General features: G+C 55.2%; 22 protein-coding genes and 1 pseudogene. 10 read left to right on the top strand and 13 right to left on the bottom strand.

The annotated features are described in order from the left end of the window. Nucleotides 1-168 precede the first annotated feature (168 nt). Together ACTIKR_RS14650 and ACTIKR_RS14645 are read right to left on the bottom strand one after the other, a co-directional pair. Complete coding sequence (locus ACTIKR_RS14650) at nt 169-1017, bottom strand: SMP-30/gluconolactonase/LRE family protein (protein WP_193087612.1); 849 nt, start codon at nt 1015-1017, stop codon at nt 169-171. Next, complete coding sequence (locus ACTIKR_RS14645; RefSeq protein WP_442328208.1) at nt 1017-2102, bottom strand: SDR family NAD(P)-dependent oxidoreductase; 1086 nt, start codon at nt 2100-2102, stop codon at nt 1017-1019. Before ACTIKR_RS14645 ends, ACTIKR_RS14650 begins: the two co-directional genes overlap by 1 nt. On the opposite strand from ACTIKR_RS14645, the gene ACTIKR_RS14640 reads away from it, so the two are divergent. Beyond that, entirely contained in the window at nt 2022-2921 is a 900-nt protein-coding gene (locus ACTIKR_RS14640; RefSeq protein WP_193087614.1) for a LysR substrate-binding domain-containing protein, read from the top strand. The genes ACTIKR_RS14645 and ACTIKR_RS14640 overlap by 81 nt on opposite strands. 225 nt (nt 2922-3146) lie before the next feature. Further along, nucleotides 3147-3827, top strand: coding sequence for a class I SAM-dependent methyltransferase (locus ACTIKR_RS14635; RefSeq protein ID WP_193087615.1), 681 nt, complete (start codon nt 3147-3149; stop codon nt 3825-3827). Between the two features lie 178 nt (nt 3828-4005). Here ACTIKR_RS14635 and ACTIKR_RS14630 read toward each other — a convergent pair. Continuing rightward, nucleotides 4006-4611, bottom strand: a pseudogene (locus tag ACTIKR_RS14630) (hypothetical protein). Between the two features lie 59 nt (nt 4612-4670). Continuing rightward, nucleotides 4671-4829: a DUF1328 domain-containing protein gene (locus ACTIKR_RS14625; protein ID WP_193087617.1), complete on the bottom strand. Its 159-nt coding sequence runs from the start codon at nt 4827-4829 to the stop codon at nt 4671-4673. A gap of 954 nt (nt 4830-5783) precedes the next feature. Here ACTIKR_RS14625 and ACTIKR_RS14620 point away from each other — a divergent pair. Both ACTIKR_RS14620 and ACTIKR_RS14615 read left to right on the top strand, forming a co-directional pair. Then, on the top strand, nt 5784-7631 hold the full coding sequence (locus tag ACTIKR_RS14620; protein ID WP_193087618.1) for a monovalent cation:proton antiporter-2 (CPA2) family protein: 1848 nt from the start codon (nt 5784-5786) through the stop codon (nt 7629-7631). Nucleotides 7632-8034: 403 nt separating this feature from the next. Then, nucleotides 8035-8208, top strand: coding sequence for a hypothetical protein (locus ACTIKR_RS14615; RefSeq protein ID WP_171815123.1), 174 nt, complete (start codon nt 8035-8037; stop codon nt 8206-8208). Nucleotides 8209-8442: 234 nt separating this feature from the next. Here ACTIKR_RS14615 and ACTIKR_RS14610 read toward each other — a convergent pair whose 3' ends face one another. Together ACTIKR_RS14610 and ACTIKR_RS14605 are read right to left on the bottom strand one after the other, a co-directional pair. Continuing rightward, complete coding sequence (locus tag ACTIKR_RS14610; protein WP_193087619.1) at nt 8443-8757, bottom strand: DMT family transporter; 315 nt, start codon at nt 8755-8757, stop codon at nt 8443-8445. Nucleotides 8758-8768: 11 nt separating this feature from the next. After that, nucleotides 8769-9044, bottom strand: a complete 276-nt coding sequence (locus ACTIKR_RS14605; protein WP_442328207.1) for a hypothetical protein — start codon at nt 9042-9044, stop codon at nt 8769-8771. 169 nt (nt 9045-9213) lie between these two features. Here ACTIKR_RS14605 and ACTIKR_RS14600 point away from each other — a divergent pair, with 169 nt between their 5' ends. After that, the gene (locus ACTIKR_RS14600; RefSeq protein WP_193087621.1) at nt 9214-9501 is read left to right on the top strand and encodes a hypothetical protein; all 288 of its coding nucleotides are present in this window, start codon (nt 9214-9216) and stop codon (nt 9499-9501) included. A 200-nt stretch (nt 9502-9701) separates the two neighbouring features. On the opposite strand, the gene ACTIKR_RS14595 is transcribed toward ACTIKR_RS14600, so the two are convergent. Both ACTIKR_RS14595 and ACTIKR_RS14590 read right to left on the bottom strand, forming a co-directional pair. Next, a complete protein-coding gene (locus ACTIKR_RS14595) occupies nt 9702-10574 on the bottom strand; it encodes a hypothetical protein (protein ID WP_442328206.1) in 873 nt (290 codons plus the stop codon). Nucleotides 10575-10702: 128 nt separating this feature from the next. Then, nucleotides 10703-11227 (bottom strand): N-acetyltransferase, encoded by a 525-nt coding sequence (locus ACTIKR_RS14590; RefSeq protein ID WP_442328205.1) that lies wholly within the window; start codon nt 11225-11227, stop codon nt 10703-10705. Nucleotides 11228-12113: 886 nt separating this feature from the next. Between ACTIKR_RS14590 and ACTIKR_RS14585 the strand changes: the two genes are divergently transcribed. Both ACTIKR_RS14585 and ACTIKR_RS14580 read left to right on the top strand, forming a co-directional pair. Then, nucleotides 12114-12407, top strand: coding sequence for a hypothetical protein (locus tag ACTIKR_RS14585; protein ID WP_193087624.1), 294 nt, complete (start codon nt 12114-12116; stop codon nt 12405-12407). A gap of 56 nt (nt 12408-12463) precedes the next feature. Continuing rightward, complete coding sequence (locus tag ACTIKR_RS14580) at nt 12464-12625, top strand: hypothetical protein (RefSeq protein ID WP_442328204.1); 162 nt, start codon at nt 12464-12466, stop codon at nt 12623-12625. 7 nt (nt 12626-12632) lie between these two features. On the opposite strand, the gene ACTIKR_RS14575 is transcribed toward ACTIKR_RS14580, so the two are convergent. The 3 genes from ACTIKR_RS14575 to ACTIKR_RS14565 form a co-directional block, all read right to left on the bottom strand. Continuing rightward, on the bottom strand, nt 12633-13274 hold the full coding sequence (locus ACTIKR_RS14575; RefSeq protein WP_442328203.1) for a LysE family transporter: 642 nt from the start codon (nt 13272-13274) through the stop codon (nt 12633-12635). A 375-nt stretch (nt 13275-13649) separates the two neighbouring features. Beyond that, a complete protein-coding gene (locus ACTIKR_RS14570; protein WP_442328202.1) occupies nt 13650-14450 on the bottom strand; it encodes an alpha/beta fold hydrolase in 801 nt (266 codons plus the stop codon). Between the two features lie 191 nt (nt 14451-14641). Next, complete coding sequence (locus ACTIKR_RS14565; protein ID WP_442328201.1) at nt 14642-14806, bottom strand: hypothetical protein; 165 nt, start codon at nt 14804-14806, stop codon at nt 14642-14644. Between the two features lie 175 nt (nt 14807-14981). On the opposite strand from ACTIKR_RS14565, the gene ACTIKR_RS14560 reads away from it, so the two are divergent. Together ACTIKR_RS14560 and ACTIKR_RS14555 are read left to right on the top strand one after the other, a co-directional pair. Then, nucleotides 14982-15986 carry a Bug family tripartite tricarboxylate transporter substrate binding protein gene (locus tag ACTIKR_RS14560; protein ID WP_442328200.1) on the top strand — a complete coding sequence of 335 codons (1005 nt, stop codon included), beginning with the start codon at nt 14982-14984 and terminating at the stop codon, nt 15984-15986. A gap of 21 nt (nt 15987-16007) precedes the next feature. After that, on the top strand, nt 16008-17753 hold the full coding sequence (locus tag ACTIKR_RS14555) for an IlvD/Edd family dehydratase (protein ID WP_442328199.1): 1746 nt from the start codon (nt 16008-16010) through the stop codon (nt 17751-17753). A 149-nt stretch (nt 17754-17902) separates the two neighbouring features. On the opposite strand, the gene ACTIKR_RS14550 is transcribed toward ACTIKR_RS14555, so the two are convergent. Together ACTIKR_RS14550 and ACTIKR_RS14545 are read right to left on the bottom strand one after the other, a co-directional pair. Then, nucleotides 17903-18778, bottom strand: coding sequence for a LysR substrate-binding domain-containing protein (locus ACTIKR_RS14550; RefSeq protein WP_442328198.1), 876 nt, complete (start codon nt 18776-18778; stop codon nt 17903-17905). Nucleotides 18779-18902: 124 nt separating this feature from the next. After that, on the bottom strand, nt 18903-20075 hold the full coding sequence (locus ACTIKR_RS14545) for a DJ-1/PfpI family protein (RefSeq protein WP_442328197.1): 1173 nt from the start codon (nt 20073-20075) through the stop codon (nt 18903-18905). Nucleotides 20076-20301: 226 nt separating this feature from the next. On the opposite strand from ACTIKR_RS14545, the gene ACTIKR_RS14540 reads away from it, so the two are divergent. After that, on the top strand, nt 20302-20484 hold a 183-nt coding region (locus tag ACTIKR_RS14540; protein ID WP_442328196.1), incomplete at its 3' end, for a lactate/malate family dehydrogenase.

Here is a 20484-nt window from a genome sequence, read left to right as displayed (position 1 = left end):
AGCTTTTGCTCGCCAACGGGGTGAAGGCAGCGGACAAAGTGCAGCAGGCATTTGCTGCTACATACTGACAATAGCGTGCAGGCATATGGTACGACAAGGCGGTACTGTATGCCTGCACGCGATGCGCGTTTATATTACGTTCACCGTTGTGTCGTCCACAAAATTCTGTCAACTTAGTACAGCCTGCTGATAGTCGATTTTCAACAGAGACCCTGAAGCGGGCGCCTGTTCCAACTGTTTCATCGATAAACCAAGTCGAGCCGATGTGACAAACAGCTGCCGATGGCTATCGTCAAAGGCGCAGCTTGTGGGACGCGGCACCGGAAGTGTAATCATCTGAACAATGTCTGCAGCTGGCGATATGCGTGCAATGGCCGCACCGTCAAAGAGCACACTGAGCAAGAACCCTTCGTGGTCAATGGTCAGCCCGTCCGGTTTGCCCTGATCTGGATCAATGGCAACAAACACGCGGCGATCGTTAATTTGGCCTGACGCCGGATCCAGCTGATATGCGTAGATGATTCCGGTGCGGGAGTCGGTGACATAGAGTGTCTTGCTGTCGCCACTAAAGGCGAGTCCGTTGATCAATGTAAAACCTGAATCGATGATGTGCCATACACCATCAGGGTCCAGGCGGTAAAGATATCCGGACCCTTCTTGCAGCGCTTCATCCATCAGGCCCACCCACAATCGTCCGAATGAATCGAGGCGAGCATCGTTTAGGCGGTAGCCTGCCTGAGCATGGGGCGCCGTTGCGATTGTCTGCAACTGGCCGCTTCGGTTTTTTGTCACAACATCGCAGCCGATACCGAAGATCATTTCATTAGTGGCAGTTTCAGTGACAAACCCGATAGGCCCGACCATGATTTGTTTGATATTCTGGCCTGTTGCGGGGGCGAATGTATTGAAAGAAGAACCAAACGTATCGACCCATAGAAGACGCGCTCGGGATCGACTCCAAAAGGGAGATTCTCCAAGTATTGCCTGGCTGTCGTGAGCAATAGAGACGGCATGCATCAACGTGGCTCCCCATTTACAATAGCAATCTTTGACCAATTGGCAGCAACTTCATTCATCGTTGTCGCGTGGATGGCTCGCAAATTCCGGGGATAATCCACGTGTGCAGCCTCCTGAGCCCGCGTGGCATGAAATTGACCGTTCGCTGCCCGCAGTATCCAGCCTGTGTCAGCGCAATGGGGGGACGCAAGGTAGGCCAGACCTGGCGCCACCTCACTGGGGCGCAGTTCATCGGGAGCTGTATTTATTCCCCACATGCGTGTCTTGGCTACCGGAGAAATCGCATTTACCAGAATGCCGTGTTGCTTTCCTTCGCAGGCAAGGACATTGACAAGCCCGACCGCAGCCATCTTGGCTGCCGCGTATGACGTCAGTCCGTTTTGTGCATAGTGCGGGAAAAGCGCCCGGCAAGAGGTTGTAATAACGATGCGCCCATAGTTGGCGGCTTTGAAGATTGGCCATGAGGCCTGAGCGAGCCAGAGCGGCGCCTTGACGGTGACAGCAATCATGCGATCAAAGGAATGTTCCTGTAAGGCTTCGATGTTTTCGTAGCCCACCCATCCTGCATTGTGGACCAGGGCATCCAGCCGCTGGTCAATCTTCAGGGCGCGGGTGATCAGGTCGTGGCAGGCGTCGCGCGAACTGATGGTGCCACAGATTGCCTCAGCCTTTAGTCCTTCCAGGCGAAGTTGTTCGGCTGCCCGTTCGGCCACCTGCGGGTCTTGTCCATCCCCATTGATGTCGGCTCCCAGATTCTGGATCAGGACCTTCGCGCCCAGTTGCCCGATACATCTGGCATAGGCGAGACCGAGTCCCCGACCCGATCCGGTAATCAGTGCCACCTGACCTTCAAAGTTCATCATTCCATCCTTCGCTTTTAACGGTAACTGAGGACACAGTATGGATTTGGATTTTCGATATGACAAATATTTAATATAGGCTTTTACGATATAATATTTATATCGTGAAGCACTTGTGTGTTCCAAGGCCTTCAGAGAGGAAACATGGTCACTGCCAGCAGAATCCGTATTAGTCTGCGAACAATGGAGCAATTTGTTGCGGTCGCAGAAGAGCTCCATTTTCATCGCGCTGCGCAACGACTGAATATGTCGCAGCCTCCCCTTACCGGTGCAATCCGTAAGCTGGAAGAGGATCTTGATGTCATGCTGATTGAACGCAGCAATCGCGTACTTGGTCTGACGCCTGCAGGCAAAGCGTTTCTTGAGCACGCCCGTGAAACACTCTGCCAGGCAGACCTGGCGATCACGACGACGCAGGATGTGGCCGCCGGGCGAACGGGCATTGTGCGTCTGGGCTATGTGGGCAGCTCGCTTTATGGGCGTCTGCCTGATGTCATTCGCCGGTTTCGGGCGCAGCATCCGAACGTTCGACTTGAATTGCGCGAGGCGACCACAGCCTCGCAGGTCACGGCGTTAAGAGAGGGCGCACTGGATGTGAGCGTATTGATTCCACCTCTGGTGAATGCCGACGATATAGCGTTGACACCGTTCGACATTGACCGTCTGTGTCTGGCGATACCGAAAGATCATCCGCTGGGCCAGCGATCTGATCTGACATTGGCCGAATTGGCAGATGAGCCATTCGTTCTTTGGCCCATGAATGAAGGGCGGGGCTTTCATCTGAAAGTGGTTCGGCTGTGTGCGAATGCGGGCTTTGTACCGAGAGTTGCACAGGAAGCCTACGGAATGCATGCCGTGCTCTCGCTGGTGGCCGTCGGTAGTGGTGTTTCTGTGGTTCCTGAAAGCATGAGTGGCTTTCGACAGGATCAAATCAGTTATTGTCCGCTATCGACCAGTGAAGCTCAGTTCACTCTTGCCCTAGGCTACCGTGTATTATCGCCGGTAGCAGAAGGCTTTGTTGTTTCGTGCCGACAAGAAAAATAAAGGCGATACAGGCCAGCATGAGCTGTCGGGCGTTGCGGATATATTGTTTGTACTGCGCAGCTATGGCGCTGTACACTGCAACGATTGATACCACTTTCGGTATAAATAAATTTCATCCGGCAAGAAGACCGGATCCGCATTATTGAACACTGCACATTGCCCGTTTAATGTCGGCAAATCTGATGCTTTAAGTACGGGCGCAGTTAGACAAAAAGGTGATGACAGATGGACGCATTTTCCAAGCCCGATCTCGTTGCAAATTATGCTGACAGAACAGAAAAAATGGTGCCCGGCTTGCGCGACCTTCACACGATGGCTGCGGTTTTGCTGGCAGAGCGTGTGCCGGTTGATGCGCACATTCTTGTGCTGGGTGCCGGCGGAGGTATGGAGATCAGGGCATTTGCGCAACTGCATCCGGACTGGTGCTTTGATGGCGTGGATCCGTCCGAACAGATGCTTGATCTGGCTCGGCAGACCCTTGGGCCACTGGCTTCTCGCGTTACTTTCCATCAAGGCTATATCGAGAGCATTGAACAAGCAGGCTTTGACGCAGCGACATGCTTTTTGACGCTTCATTTTTTGCCGCAAGCGCAGCGACTTAAAACCTTGCAGGCACTATTTTGCAGGCTCAAGCCCGGGGCGCCGCTGGTGGTTGCCCATCACAGTCTGCCGGGTTCTGCGTCCGATAAAGACCGCTGGCTGGATCGCAACGCGGCATTCGCTAAGGCATCAGGTCTGGCAATGCCATCCGGTGGCGCCAGGCAAAGCGCCAGCAGGGACCTGCTGCCGATTCTTTCGGCGGCTCAGGACACGGCATTGTTGCGCGAAGCCGGGTTTGTAGATGTGGACGTATTTTATGCCGGGTTCACTTTCAGGGGCTGGGTCGGTTATAAACCGGTGACGTGATGTCGACTGCGCCATTGATGGAGCATTGGCACGCGTCTATCCCTTGCAGCCAGCGAACACGGCTCAAACGAGCGTCCAAAAGCGCTCAATTGGCGGAACGCCAGTCTCTGGCATGGGGGCTGTTGCTTCGGCCTTATATTTTCAGTAAAGCGGGGCAGGTTTTCTGCCCCCTATCCGGTTACAGATAGCTGTCGCGTTGTTGTTTGGCCCGAGAAGCGCCGATTTCCGTTTCAACCTGCTTGACTTCTTCTGGCGGCGGCAGCACCGCAGGCATGCCAAGGCTATCGATCCACAACTCCCGGCACCAGCCCCTTGTGTGAAACAGATGGTGATCTTCCTGTTGCTCTACCTGGTCGAACACTTCCTTAAAGAAACGCTTGTTGGTCGCGCTCATATTTTCAAGGGCTTTGCCGAACAGTTCCCAGTTGGTGTGATCTTTCGTTTCTGCCAGCACCACGCATTCTCATGCCACTAACTGCGCCGCTTCCGGGGTATCGTTTTTCTTGGCCATTTTCATCGCTTTGACGAATGATTCTCCCAGGTGCTTGACCACCTCTCGGCCGGGGCTCATTGTATTTGGATCGAGGTCCAGGTGTTTGGCCACCGATATTGCCAACTCCTGGTGTTTGAGCGTTTCGTCCAGATAACCTTCCCATTCTTTTTTCAAGTCATCATTCAGCGCACAGGTCAATGCCGTTCGATACACCTGTTCGCCGCCCAGTTCCGTTTCGATCATCTGTAGTACCAACTCGTTCAATTGTTTTTTGTTTACTGTCTGTGCCATGCTGTACTCCTTGCTAATTAGTATGTGTTATTTGCAGTAGCGGTATTTTGCACTATGAGTTATTTGCGACGCCCGAAGAAAAATGAGCCAATGGCAAGGATCAGGAACACGACGAACAAAATCTGCGCGATTGAAGAGGCGCCGGCAGCAATGCCACTAAACCCGAACACGGCTGCAATAATGGCGATAATAAAAAAGACGATTGCGTAATGAAGCATGATGTTTCTCCCTTCCGTTGCAATGCGGTTTTAATAAACACAATTTATCGTATCAACAAAAATGAGCGCCAAACACGCTAGGTTACATTTCCTTAACAAGGGTATGCATGTGACATATCCAGGAAATTTGTGCAGATGCGAGTACGTTGACTGCCATAGCCAGAGGTTGGCCTAAGAATCGTGTCATTTGATCGGGGTTGGAGATACGCATAGTTGAGCGTTCATGCTTAATTACAATCTTGTCGCGCTCAAAACCGGCGGTGGCACGCGTTTTTTACTGCCGTCACGGTCAAATTTCCGGTAGACGCGAAGGTGCGGTTAATGGGTTAGCGCCAAATCATCAAGTGGCAAAAGGGGCTTTGGTGCGCATTCCCATAGCGATCTTGTCGGAAAATAGCCGCATCGCCATCCTTATGCGTCCGGCCAGGTCTGTTGCAAAGTATGCATCCATGGCGGCCCGTTTGCCTGTAATGGTCGATAGCCAGAAATCGTATTTAAATCAAAGCGCTGGCTGCTTTTTTCTTCTTTCGAATGGGGCTTATTGCAGCTGTGATTGCTGGCGTGGCAGGGCGTCGCCAACGGCGGGATCACTTGCATTTGTTTTGCCTGTAGCAAAAAAACCGGCGCTGCATATGGCGCATTGTCGGTGATACGAATTACACTAGCGCGGTGGTTTACTGGATATTCATCCTGTAGATGTGGGTTGCATCCGCTGGTTTGCTGTGCCCGAACAGGCCGTTGGCCTGACCATTTGATTTTATATCGTCCGTTATTTGTGCCTGATCATTTGTCGCTTGCGGCCGATTCTTCACCCGTCGGCTGCGCAATCGATCTTGCTTGCAGCGCATACAGACCAATTGATCCTCACAACAGAGCATGTGTGGTTACGTCATTGGACCGCCAAGCGCACGCTGCCTGTCCGTTTCTGAATATAGTAAACAAGATGAGAATAGTATGAGTGCCGAAGCCCATTCAGTCAGTTTGTTGTCGCCAGTTGTGTTGCTTGCTGCCGCGGTGATTGCCGTTCCCATATTCAAGCGCATCGGCCTGGGGTCGGTATTGGGCTATCTGATTGCCGGCCTGGTGATCGGCCCTTTCGGACTGGCTTTTTTTACGGATTCGGCGTCGATTCTGCAGATTGCTGAGCTGGGTATTGTCATGTACCTGTTTGTTATTGGGCTGGAGATGCGGCCATCCCACCTGTGGGGGTTGCGCCGTGAAATATTCGGCCTGGGTACCTTGCAGATTGTCGCCAGCGCTTTGGGCTTGACCGGCGTAGGCCTGTTTTTTGGCTTCACTTGGCAGATCGCCTTTATCTCGGCAGCAGGATTCGTGCTGACCTCCACTGCCATTGTCATGCAGTTGCTGGGTGATCGGGGCGATATTGCCCAGCCCAAGGGTCAGAAAATCGTTGCGATACTGTTATTCGAGGATTTGCTGATCGTGCCGTTATTGGCGATTGTGGCATTTATGGCACCCAACCATATTGTTGAAAGCACCTCTGTCCGGGTGCAAAATATCGGTATCGGGCTGTTTGCGATCGCGGCGTTGATCGGCGCCGGGTACTGGCTGCTCAATCCGCTGTTCAGAGTGCTGGCGGCTGCCCGCGCCAGAGAGGTGATGACAGCGGCGGCTTTGCTGGTCGTCCTGGGCGCAGCCCTGTTGATGCAGGTGAGTGGGTTGTCCATGGCGATGGGGGCATTCCTGGCCGGTGTGCTCTTGTCCGAGTCTACCTTCCGCCATCAGATCGAGGCGGATATCGAACCATTCAGGGGCATTCTGCTGGGCCTGTTTTTCCTGGGCGTGGGGATGTCGCTGGATTTGTCTGTCGTTGTGCAAAATTGGCCATTGGTGCTCGGCGGTGTGCTGGCGCTGATGTTCGTCAAGGCGCTGATGATCTATATTGTGGCGCGTATCACTCGCAGCCCGCATCGCGAGGCGCTGGATCGAGCATTGCTGATGGCCCAGGGCGGCGAATTTGCTTTCGTGCTGTTTGCCGCGGCCGCCGGCGCGCAAGTCATAGACAGCTCGGTCAAATCCAGCCTGTCGGCCATCGTAGTATTGTCCATGGTGCTTACGCCGGTTCTGGGAATTGTGTTTAACCGGTACACCAAATCAGGCAAACTTGAGTCTCTGGACGATGTGAGTATCGCAGACGGGCTGACCGGCAATGTACTGATGATCGGTTTCGGTCGCTTCGGCCAGGTTACCAGTCAATTGCTGCTGGCCCGGGGTGTCGATGTCACGATCATTGATACCGACATAGACATGATCCAGAACGCCGAGAAGTTCGGCTTCAAAATTTATTATGGCGATGGCTCTCGCCTGGATATATTGCATGCTTCGGGAGCGGCACAGGCACAGGCCATTGTCGTTTGCGTGGACAATAAAGAGACGACCAACAGAATTGTTGAGCTGGTAGCCAGTGCGTTTCCGTTAGCCAAGTTGCTGGTGCGCACGTATGATCGCGAGCATTCGCTGCATCTGGTCAAAAAGAATGTGGATTATATGATGCGGGAAACGTTCGAGTCAGCGATGGTATTTGGTGGCGCTATCTTGCAGCAACTGGGGGTCGATGAGGATCAGATCAGCCAAATCAGCCGTGAAATACGCGAGCGTGACAATGAGCGTTTTGAAACGGAGGTAGCCGCCGACGATATCTACGCAGGTGCCGATTTGCAGTATTCGCATGCCCATCCGCGTCCTACCGCGCCGTTGCTTGCGCCCGGCAAAAGTGGCCAGATCCTGAACGACGAAGGGCTGCATGAGGTAACGTCGGCACCAGGGCAGGGTGCGTCATAAACCGGCCAGGACAAGCCCGGCAATCACAGACCGCCGGCAGCACGGAGTTTGGGCTGGCTGGCCAGACCGCTTGTGCAAACGCCTGCGCCGATGCTTGCGTCGAAAGCGCTTTGACCCAGCATGGCGGTGGCGGCAGCGTTATACCCGTTGTGCTGCAAAGGCAATGTCAATGACCATACCAACTGGCAATAGCAGCGTGTAATACCGTCGTTTGTTGCGGATTTGCTGGAGTAACAAGAGAAAAGAGAGATCGATTGGAGTAGAGACAGGTTGGGCAGCACTAAAGGCTGGCGGTAAGGCGGGCAGCAGACATTATGTGGGTCCGAGGCCGGTGCAGGTCTGCCGCCGCTGGTTTCTGCGGTATATTTGGCAGGATTTTATATTTTCAAACGGAGCAGTCAGCATGGGCGTAGTCAAATTCAACGAATTTACGCTGAAGATCCGCAATGGCGCTACATTTCAGATCCGCGCCAATACCGGGAGCGAAGCCATCAAAAAGCTGGTTAAAGCGCAAGGCTGCACACCCGACAATATCACGGTGATTGATGTGCGGGAAGTAATCGTTAATCGTAAATAGACAAGGTATACCGTTTTGGGCCATGTAGCGGGCGTGAATGCGGCCCTCAGCGCATACCGCGCGGCCTGACTTCTTATGGCTTTAATGTCGTTCGGGGTCTGGCATGATCCCGATTTTTGGGTAGACGATGTGGCACAGTCACGGCGATCAAAGAGGCTTGTCGGTTGAGTATTGCCGGCTGACAGACCGGGGCCGCCGGCAGCCCGGCGAACCACGAAAAACATAGTTAAAAAATTACGATGAGAGCTTCATCAGGACCAACCCGCCAACAATAAGCGTGGCTGCAAGAATGCGCATTGCGCTCATGGGTTCGTGCAGAAAGACGATGCCGACCACGAAGGCGCCCACTGCGCCAATGCCGGTCCAGACCGTATAGGCGGTACCCAAGGGAAGCGTGCGCATGGACCAGGACAGCAGCCCGAAACTGAGTACCATTGTGACCAGCGTTACGGATGTGGCGCCAAGGCGCGTGAACCCTTCTGACTGCTTCATGGAAAACGCCCAGACAATTTCCAGCAATCCGGCAATAACTAATAAAAACCAGGCCATTTGGGCCTCCTTTAAAAAGAACCGGGCCGTCCCGGATAAGGTCCCCAAATGGGTGAGGTCGTGGCCTCGAAAAAATTATATCGTTTTGTGCAGCAGCCGGCAACCGGGCGACTCGACTGCAGCAGCCAGATGCCAATCAGTTGCTTGTCGCTGAAATAAAGCATGTCAGCCAGATAAGGCAGATCAGTCAGATAAAGCGGGCCAGCACGTAAAGCAGACCAGTCAATAAGCAGATCCGCCAGGCCGGTAGCGGCTAGAGCGAGCCTGCCTGCCATTTGCCCAGGCATAGCCAGTAATGCTGAAAACCTTCACCGAAGGCTGCCCGCAACCGATTGAAAACAGTTTTTTCGAGTATAGGGTGGCTTTGCAAGCGATTGAAAAAACTGGCCGCCTCGGCGGCTTCGCGAACTGTATCCTCGCTATTACACTTGAGATAATTCAAATGTGGAGCTACCTATGAAAAGCATATTTACTTTGCTGCTAGCCGGCCTGCTGGCTTTTCCGGTCATGGCGCTGGCCGATGATGATGACGATGATTATCGTGACCGCTATTACCAGCGGGAATATAAAGAGAAATACCGGGATGGTCCCTGCAAGGTAGAGCGCGAATACAAGAAAAATGGCGACTACGAAGAGAAAAGAAAATGCCGGGGGGGGCGCTACCGGGATAATTATTATTCCGAGGCGCCCGTCGTGCCGGGTGGTGATTTAGGCGGTATTGTTCGCTTGCTGCAAAACCTGTAGGACAGGGGTTGCTGATGACAGGGCTCGTTGCGCCAGACAGCGATTGCCGTATTCCGCTCTATAGCGATTGTGATGCCTGCGCGATACGGTCGGTTAGCCGGCGCAGGATCTGAGGATCTGGCCGTCGTTGGCATGCTAGCGCTGGGTTGTTGGCCAGCACACTGCACCTGAACACCGTGCTTGCACGACCAGAGCAAGCCTTAAGCATATTGCGGCTCGGTCCAATGGCCGCTTTGTAATTGCTCGGGTCGGTGTGCAGCGCAAACAATCGCGTTGTCGGGCCAGAATTCACGCATTACCCGCGTTCCCGCAAACACTCCGTACCCACTGCCGCAACGAACGTCGGCTGCGGCAACAATACTTTCACCGGCCATGATCGAACCTTTCGCCGTGATGTTGCCTCCGGCCTGAATGCCCCAATCCGCCTTGATATGCATGCCGCTGCTTATCTCGCCCTTGGCAATGATGCCTTCTGCTGCAGTCAGGTTATTTTCAACTGAAATATCGCCACCGGCGCGCACACTTTTTTTGCAGCCCAGCGCGTCGGCGCAGATAATATCCTGCCCGGCAACAATGATGCCGCCAACCTCAATGATGTTTGCACAGTCTAGTGACCAACCGGCCCGGACATCTCCATCGCATTGAAACTTGCCGGCGACATCGATACCCCATCCTACGCGAACGGACCCTTCCACTACAATCGCGCCGCCACAGCTCAGGTTTCCCTCGACGAATAGATCCCCTTCGATGTGAATATCGCCGCCGACCCGCACGCTGCCACGAACATGCAAGGCGCCTGCTATACGCAATACCGTGTCGCTATGCAAATTTCCCGCAATATCCAGGTCCCTCGCAGCAACGACAGCGTCACTGTCCAGGCTATCGATCGCAAGCTTGTCCCTGACCGAACCGAACTGATCGACAAGCCAGAGCGCATCGGTGACGCGCCCTTCGGCAAGAAGCGTATCGATCAGATATTGGTAGTCGGCGCCCTGCGGGGTATGCTTTAAAAACCAGCGAAAGCCGCTGGAGCAGGGGTGCTTTGACCGTATGGTTTTCTTGCTCAGATCCATTTTTACTCCCATGGATAAATTACTGCAATGAGTCAGTGTGCGCACAGTCGGTTAGCGGCATAGTCATCACACGGTTTCCGGACAGGCTGCGTTGGATATCGTCACCTGCCACGGAAGATTTTTTCTGCTTAAGGCGCGCATAGCTGCAGCCGGACATCCAGGTCGTGGAAGCGGTTGTCGCGCTCTGAAATTTTCAGTGGTTCAATGGTTTCCGGGGTAATCTTGACCACCTCGAATCGCATGCGTCGGCCCAGAGACTTCCATAGGGCATAGGCCGCTCTCGATTGACGAGCGCCACTAACCAGAACGAAGCCATCGGACAGCACTTTGGTGTACAGGGCCGAGGCTATACCGCGTCCCTGATAGGGCGCGGTATAGCGCGAATGCACGCTGCGCACGGTGCCGTGCAGCCGGCGCGATCCTTCGGGAAGAATGTCGAAAACGGAATAACCCACCAGAAGTCCGGTACCGGTGTCAATGGCGTACACGCGCTGTTCGCGGGCGATCTTGCGAACGCGAAACTCCATGTGGGGAAATTGCATATCCATGAGCGGCAGATTGCCCAGCGCATGCCGACCCCGTGTCATCCGTGCCTGCAGATTGGCCATCTCCTGCTCGATTTGCTTATTGCTTACGCTGACGTCGAATCTCATGACATCACTCCTGACTCGGGCGAATGTACCGCTGGTGTAAGAGCCGAGCGGCCGGCCTCAACGACGAGTTGCGCTGATTTGCCAGTCAGCGTGCCTGTGTGTTCAGCGAAAGATTGCGGATAGTCAGCGGTGCGCAGGACATCGTGCTGCTCCGGTCGGGCAAAGTGATTGTGCAATTCCATTTCCACTCCCATGGCCGATTACCCGCAAGATGTTGCGATATATACGGCAGAGAATCGTATTTACAGGACCCTGGCCAGACAGATGTGCTTCTGGGCACCTGTGCTGCAGGTGCATTCATGGGTTTGTCTGGTTTGGGGACGTTTCCGGCTTGTTAGCCGCTACGCCGTGCGAGAGGAATCTGGGACAAGAGTGATGGCCGTGATTTCCTGACGCACGGCCAAGGAAAGTACGGCGAACCACCTCAGGAATTGGGGGGTCAGACGAAAGACGGGAGGAACGTTTGCACAAATGCGGCCCGGCAGCATGCCTCGGGTGTAAACCCGATGCATACCAGACAGCGTGAAGGCAAGAGCGTTCATGGATGAGTATTGATTTTTATGATGTCAAGACTATAACACAAATGATATATTTATCAAAAGATTCAAAGGCCTACGCTATATATTCGTATCAAGGAGCAGCAGTTTTAGCACTATGGGCGACGTAACTTCAAGCGGGCAGGCCCGGCCCCGGCCGATAGGTGAGCCCCTTCTATAGCATTGCGGGTCAGACTGTGACGATAGCCGGTATGGTCCCTGTCAGCGCAGGCGTGTTGGACAGAAAAATACAATGAGATGACTGACCCGGTGCAAAATTGGCAGAACTGTCAATGACATGTAGGCGTGTCGGGGAGGGTGTATAGTGGAGTATTTACCCGGAGCATGTCATGACATTCAGGGACTGGGCTGACGAGAAAGGCAATACACTGGCAAATCAAGATGACGAATGTGAAGTTCGTGCTGAGTGGGCCAAGTTTTACGTGAAGAACCCGCAGGCGGGTTCGGTACTGGTGTATGAATCAGCTTTTGCAAAATTTGGCAGGCAGCAACTGGATAGTATGCTTGACGAGCAGTGGCACAAAGCGGATCTGCAATGGGTACAGATCACGGACAAGGGCGTTACCGAGACGCATAAAGAGGCACCCAACCGGCCGGGCAAAGGGTCCGCTACTAAACACTGACTCACGTGAGGCTGCTATCCGGAATAATTGATGCAATAAGCTGCAATCGGTCCACAATGCCTATCAGAATTGATGTTTATCGCCCTGCCATTGCCATTGGCCCAGCAGTGGCAAGCCAACGGGTTCCCCCTACGGCACGTACCCTGGACTTGCCGGGCAGTCAGGAACCGGGCCTGATTAATCGCTACGATGCGTTCGGCCCGGGGTATTCGGCCTGACCATTGATCAGTTGGATCTGAATCCGCCAATAATCAGCTTTACGCCGAATCCCATCAGCACCACGCCGACCAATTGTTCCAAATACGCCTGCACATGCATATAGCCGCGGCGGACCAAAGGTCGGGAAAATGCCAGGGAAACCATCACGCGCCACAGCAGGGAAGTCAGGCTGACGCCGATCCAAATGGCCAGCTTGGTAGGCCATTGTGTGGAAGGCGTGATCGTGACAGAGAAAATACTCACAAAAAATAGGGCGGTCTGGGCATTGGCCAGATCGGTAATCATCCCTCTGCGGAAATTCACACTGGCGCTGGCGGCCAATGCTGGTGCTGCCGTATTGCCAATGACCGCTTTGGTGCGCCCCCGGGCCTGCTTAAACAGATTGAAGCCGTACCAGATCAGGTATGCGCCACCCAATACCTGAATGCAGGCGAATATGGTGTGGCTGGTGGCGATAATGGTTGCCATGCCCACCAGGCCGAGCGCTGCGTAGATTGCATCGCCTGTTGCGACCCCTGCACCGGCAGCGATGCCTGCCGATTTACCTTGGGACAGGCTGGTCTGCACGATCAAAAACAGATTGGGGCCCGGGCTCAGAAAAGTAAGGGCGAACAGACCGATGGCAGTGAGTACGGCGTGGTAAGACATGTGAACAGTCCGATGAGAATGCGAGTGTGCAAAAATCCACTATAACGCGATGCGGGCCCGCACAGGTGATTTCACGTGTGATATTGCGCAGCGTTGGAAAAAAGCGGCAGCACGCATTGCCTCTATATGAGTCAGCGAGCACCGTTGCGGCCAATGATTGACCTTATTATCGCTATGACAGGCTATATTGCGGGGCAGTCAGTTTGGCGCGCTCTCTGCCGGCTGGGTACTGATCACGCCGTCGCTTCGCGCAAGGCACCCATGCGGCATGCAACTCGGGAATGGTCATGCAAGCGCATGAAGTAATGACTGCTGCTGTCGTATCGCTTGGTGCTCGCCAGGCAATCTACGACCAAGGGGCAAGACGACATCCCCTTATTTATCGACTTCGGAAATAAATGTTTTGATAAGGCCCAGCGTTCGTGCTTCGTCTTCCCGATAGGGTACGTGGCCGATGCCGTTCAGAATTTCAACCCGCCCGTAGCCTGCTGCGATAACGTGGGCGTGCTCGACCGAACCGTAAGGATCATTGTCGCCGTGGATAGCAAGTTTCGGACACCGGATCTGCGCCAGTTCATTGCGGACATGCCATTGTGAAAATTGCCGCGATAGCCAGGTATCAGTCCAGGCATCTACAACCCAGCGGCTTTTGTTTCCGTGATATTTGTCCAGTCTGGACAGATTCTCCGGCTTTGCGAAATCCAGTTTGGCCTGGCGTATCCCGCTGAGGGTGAGTTCCTCGACAAACACCTGTGCGCCCATGGTAATGAGCGCTTTGCAGGTGTCCGGAAATTGCGCTGCTGCCTGCACCGCCATGGCGCCGCCGACGCTGTGACCGCAAGCAATAAAGCGGTCGATATCAAGTGCTGTAAATATTTGCGGCATGATCTGCACGGCCTCCTGGGCGATAAAGTCAGCTGTTAATGTGCCCGGATGAGGATCGGAGCGGCCAAATCCAAGACGGTCATAGGCAATAACCGGGTGACCGGTGGCCAGCGCCAGTTTTTCCGGAAAGTCGCGCCAAAGGGGAATGCAGCCCAGCGAATCGTGCAGCAGAATAATCGGCGTCTGGCGGTCTGCGCCTGCCGGCGACAGCGACCAGGACTGGGCATGTAAACGGCCTTGGCTGGTCTGAATCTGGTGGGTATCAGTTATTGTTGTATGCGTCTGTGTCATTGCTGCAGTCGGAATTCATGTCAATAAATAGGTTGGCCTGGCAGGACGGCTTAGCCAGGCTGACCGGTGTAGCTAGCATGTTGAGGCATTATAGTGCCTGCACCGGTTTTTTGACTTCAGGTGGTGCGATCGGCCATGATTGGGTGGCAGCGGACATTGCAGGAATAAAGCGCCTTGCCACAGGCCAGCAGCTAACGTAAACCCGCTGCTGGCAGCGGATTTGTCATTGTCGGCAAGACCGGCCCGCTTACGGTCAATCCTGGGTTTTCCGGCAGCGCCCACAAAGGCGATTGGTGTGCAATTTTTATAGATAAAACAAAAAATTTTTTGGTTGTCGCAGGCTTTTCGTTTGTCATACTGCACCTTGCTCTGTGCTGTGCGCCTCTGGCCAGGCGGACACGTCAAAGCGCTCCTTTCGCAGTGGCGCCTTGATGGTGAAACCTTGTCGGCATCCCATGCAGGGCCGGTGACAAGGCCGCACAAGTTCACAAAAAGCACAAGCAACCCATACCAATAATCGGGAGACAAGATATGTTCATGACCAGATTTCACCGCAGGGCAGCCAGTGTGGCGACCTGTCTGCTGCTTGGCAGCCCGTTGGCGCTCGCACCGTTTGCGGGCGCGCATGCCCAAACGTATCCCGATCAGCCGATCCGGCTGATCATTCCATATCCGCCGGGTGGCGCGACCGATGTGATCGGGCGCATTGTGGGCAAAAATCTGGGTGACCAGATTGGTGCCCAAGTGGTGATTGAAAACCGTGGCGGCGCCGGCGGCAATATCGGCGCGGCCGAAGTTGCCAAAGCCCGACCGGATGGCTACACACTGCTGATGGGGGCGCTAACGTCGCATTCGGTGATGTCCATACTGGAAAAAGGCAAGTTGAGCTACGATCTGCAAAAAGACCTGACCCCAGTGGGTGTAGTGGGTTCGGTGCCGCTGGTTGCGGTGGCCAATCCGTCCCTGAAGGTATCGACTTTGCCGGAGCTGGCAGATAACGCCAAAAAGAACCCAGGCAAGCTCAATTTTGCGTCCTCCGGCGCCGGTGCGCCGCAACGCATGGCCATGGAATTATTCAAGCAGATCGCAGGCGTCAATATTGTGCATGTCGCCTATCGCGGCAGTGGTCCGGCCATGACGGACCTGGTTGGCGGGCAGGTTGAGGTCATGACTGAAACTGTACCGGCAGCCATCAGCTTTATCAAATCGGGACAGTTGCGGCCACTGGCTGTGTTGACGCCCGAGCGCATTTCCATGCTGCCTGATATTCCCACCGCCAAGGAACAAGGTTATGACAATTACAATGTCAGCTCCCTGTTTGGCGTCATGGCGCCGGCCGGTACGCCTAAGGCGATACTCGATAAGGTGAACGCAGCACTGACTACGGCACTGGCCAAGGATGAAGTCAAGAAACAATTGCTGGAGCAAGGGGTGTATGCCGATCCCCTGAGTATCGACGCTTCGGCAGAGCGCCTGAAGGCAGAGATTGCCCTGTGGGACAAAGTTATCAAAGACGGCAATATCACCACCCGCTAATCACACTTGAGGTAAAGCAACATGTCCAGACGCAACCAGTCGGATGACCAACCCGAAGCAACAGGATTGAAAAAAGGCCTGACCAGTTATGGCGACAATGGTTTTTCTCTGTTCCTGAGAAAAGCGTTTATCAAGGGCGCCGGGTACTCGGATTCGGCGCTGACCCGTCCGGTTGTAGGCATTGCCAATACCGGCAGCGCCTACAACCCCTGCCATGGCAATATGCCTCAACTGCTGGAAGCGGTCAAACGGGGCATCATGCTGGCCGGCGGCCTGCCGCTGGACTTTCCCACGATCTCCATTCACGAGAGCTTTTCATATCCGACCAGCATGTACCTGCGCAATCTCATGTCGATGGACACCGAAGAGATGATCCGGGCCCAGCCGATGGACGCGATTGTCCTGATTGGCGGATGTGATAAGACAGTACCGGCCCAGTTGATGGGTGCGGCCTCGGCAGGCATTCCGGCGATTGAACTGGTCACCGGTTCCATGCTCACCGGTTCACACCGTTCCGAAAGAGTTGGCGCCTGTACTGATTGTCGCCGCTACTGGGGTAAATATCGGGCACAGGAGATTGACGACCAGGAAATTGCAGATGTGAATAATCAACTGGTGGCCAGTGTGGGCACCTGTTCGGTCATGGGGACTGCCAGCACCATGGCGTGTCTGAGTGAGGCGCTGGGCATGAGTTTGCCAGGCGGCGCGAGTCCGCCGGCCGTGACAGCAGATCGCATGCGCATTGCCGAGCTGACCGGGGCCCAGGCTGTGCAGATGGCGCACGACAAGCTGACGATCGATAAAATCCTGACGCCCGATGCATTTGAAAACGCCATGCGAGTGTTGCTGGCTATCGGGGGCTCCACCAACGGCATTGTGCACCTTGCCGCCATTGCCGGACGGGTCGGTCTGGATATAGACTTGCAGGCGCTGGATCGCATGGGCAAGGACACGCCGGTGCTGCTCGATCTGAAACCTTCGGGCCAGCACTATATGGAAGATTTTCACAAGGCGGGCGGCATGGCTACGCTGCTGCGCGAGCTCAAGCCGTTGCTCAAGCTGGATGCGCTGACCGTCACCGGACGCACCCTGGGTGAAGAAATCGAACGCGCCGGCCCCGGGTTTGCGCAGACTGTGGTAAAAAGCGCTGCCGAACCAATCTATCCGCAAGGCGGGATTGCTGTGCTGCAAGGCAATCTTGCGCCGGGCGGTGCCATTATCAAGCAGTCTTCGGCTGATGCCGGCTTGATGGAGCACGAAGGGCGGGCGGTGGTTTTCGAAGACGCCGCAGACCTGGCGTTGCGCATCGATTCGGACGAGCTGGACGTGACGGCCGATGATATTCTTGTTCTTAAAAACATCGGTCCCAAGGGTGCACCGGGCATGCCGGAGGCCGGCTATATTCCGATTCCCCGCAAACTGGCGATCCAGGGCGTGAAGGATATTGTGCGCATCTCCGACGGGCGCATGAGTGGCACTGCCTTCGGTACGATCGTGCTGCATGTTACTCCGGAGTCGGCCATCGGCGGGCCGCTGGCCTATGTGCAAAATGGCGACAGAATTCGTTTGAGCGTGAGTCAGCGCGAGATATCCCTGCTGGTATCCGAGCAGCAGTTGGCGTTGCGTCGCGAGCGTGCGCCGGTGGTCGTACCAAGCGCCGAGCGCGGCTACAAAAAGCTGTTTCTGGATACGGTAACGCAGGCAGACAAAGGTGTGGATTTCGATTTTCTGCGAGCCCCGCAGACCAAAGGCACGGTGCCGCGTTAATTGAGCGTGGCGTCCGTTCCTGGATACGGCGCCCGGTCGGCTGCCAGGCGCCGCGGCTCAAGGTTCTCGGGAGCCTGCGACATGGGTACGGTGGGACCTGAAGGGCATTGGTAAATGGAGGCATTGGGATATGGAGACGGTCGCCTGCATCAGTTGCTGGCGCCGAATACAGCCCGGGCCTGTTCATGGATACAGGCGGCCAGCCTGGCGTGATGCCCATGCTGGTTCCAGACCAGCCCGTTGCGCCTGACCAGCGTTCTGCCCGGCAGCTTGATCTGTACAATATCCAGCGATTGCCACATGGCAGACCAGTCCGGCAGCAATGAGACGCCCAGCCCTTCGTGTACCATGACGGCAATCGAGGACAGGCTGTTGATCTCCAGGCGCTGCCTGGGGTGCAGGTCGTGGTCACGCAGATAGCGATCGGCTAGTTGTCCGCCGTAAACGCTGCGATCATAGCGAAGAAAGGGTTCGCTGGCCAGGACATCATGGGCGTTGCGACCCAGCATATGCGCAGGGGCAATCACCACCAGGGGTTCTTCCATGAACTTTTGCCAGATGCAATGCTTTGCCACGGCAAACTGCGGTTCGACCACGATGGCCGCATCCAGTTCGCCGGCCGCGACCTTGCGACACAGCTCAATTGAGGCGCCCGGCGTCACAAAAACGGACGCCTCGGGATAAATGTCATAGAGACGCTTCAGAATAGGTGGAAGGATATTGGTCAGCGCAGAGACAAAGCAGCCCAGACGCAGTTCGCCCTGATTGTTTCTGTCCATCGCCATGGCGCGCATATCCCTGATCTGCCTGACGACCGAACGCGTACTCTCGATAATCCGCATGCCGCTTGCCGTGGGCTTGACCGATCGACCCGAGCGGCGGACCAGTTCTACGCCCATGTCGTCTTCCAGGGCCTTGATGCGCGCGGCAACCGCCGCGGAGGTCAGATCAAGCCGGCGACCGGCTTCGGCAAAAGAGCCGGCTTCGACAACGGTGATGAAACTCTGCAGGTAATTAATATCCATTATTTTTTATGCCATTTCAGGTTCGTGGACGATGGATGATAAAGCTGGCTGCGCATACAAACTCCTTATTATGTAAGCCGGCGCAGCGCTCAGGCTGCACACGGGCCGGCCACGGTGGCCTTGTTCAGTTGCGATCAGTGTTGTGATCAGGCCTGGCTGCCGGCCAAGGATATTCCAGCTGCATCGCCACCACGCTGGCTGTCGGCAAGCCATAGCGCTTACCGATTGCTTCAAGCGTGCCGGTCAGCGCGGTGGCCGGATGCGCCATGTCGACCATCGGGACGCCTGTGTTATTGTCCGACGTTGTAGCGGCGCGGTCGGCGATGATCTGCATGCCATTGCGCGAGACGATCGCGCTGCGATCGGGAGCGAACGTGGCTACGTGCGAGCGATAGGTGCGTGACCAGGCATCCGCCACCAGTGCCAGCGATACCTCGTCAATGCCCGTGTGCAGCGGCAGAGCCAACTGTTCCCTGCGCCAGAACGCCAGCGTATTTTCAATGACGGTAAGGGCAAAGGGGCGGGTGAACCGGAACGATTGGCTATCATGCGCCGCACTCCATTGCGCAACGCCCAGATTCTGGCCAACGTGCTGTGCCGTCTGGCGGCCGGCGATGGCCTCGATCAGCATGAGCATGGTCGGCATAGAGGCCGTGATGCCGGTTGTGGTGACAATGCCATTGTCCACCACCCATCGACGGTTGGCCACATAATCGATATCGGGATGATTCTCCAGCAGCGCGTTCAGATAATACCAATGGGTTGTGGCGCGCCTGCCATCGAGCAGCCCGGCTTCGGCCACGACCTTTGCGCCGGCACAGACCCCGATAATGATCGCGCCTTTGGCTTTCTGGTGGCGCAGCCACGCAATGACGGCGGGGTCATCGTCACGGCTCATCGCCGGTACAATCACATAGTCCGCTCCCGTGGGGTAGCGGCGATCAAACTGCGCAGCGGTGGCATCGGCCCGGACTGTCAGCGCCGGATATAACCGGACCGGTCCGTCTTTCATGGAAAGTGCCATGACGTCGGCGATGCCGGCACGTTTGAGAATGCCATAGGGCAACAGGTAGTCTGTGGTTTCGGTGGCGTCGTTAAGACCGATAACGGCAATCAGTGGGCGCTGGCGTTTTGGCGGAGCAAGGGCTGCCATTGCTGTTTCATGCTCGCGCGAATCAAGTCCGGGCAACGCAGGATGGCTGCCTGGCAGGGGAAGGGTTAGCAGCCAGATTGCACCTGCCACTATCGAGAAGGCGACAATGCCAATCACAACCAGCATAAAAATACGGAGTTTCATGGGAGTGACCTCTGCGCTCAGCAACAGTGCTGATCAAAATAGAAATCGGCTCTCGGGCCTGCCAGTTGCCTGAGCGGACAGCAGGCCCGATGCATAAAAGACGGGTTGATGCTCAATATTATTCATTATTCAATTGTGTTTTACCACGAATGCATACACCCGTTATGTGTAGCTGCGATAAACTGGGCAGATTGCTTTTTTTAGCGTAAATCAACGGAGATACGGTATGAAGATCGGTCTGATCGGTGCAGGTGCGGTAGGACGTGCCTGCTTGATGTCCCTGGCCTATGGGGGCGGAGCGCGCGAGATTGTTCTGGTCAATCGCAATCACAAACGGGCCCAGGGCATGGTAGCTGACATTCAGTACGGAACCACATTGTTGCCGGCAGTTCATGTGCGGGCAGGTCAC

It is taken from the genome of Advenella sp., assembly GCF_052108595.1.
GTDB lineage: Bacteria > Pseudomonadota > Gammaproteobacteria > Burkholderiales > Burkholderiaceae_B > Advenella.
This window is presented reverse-complemented; position numbering and strand designations above follow the sequence as displayed.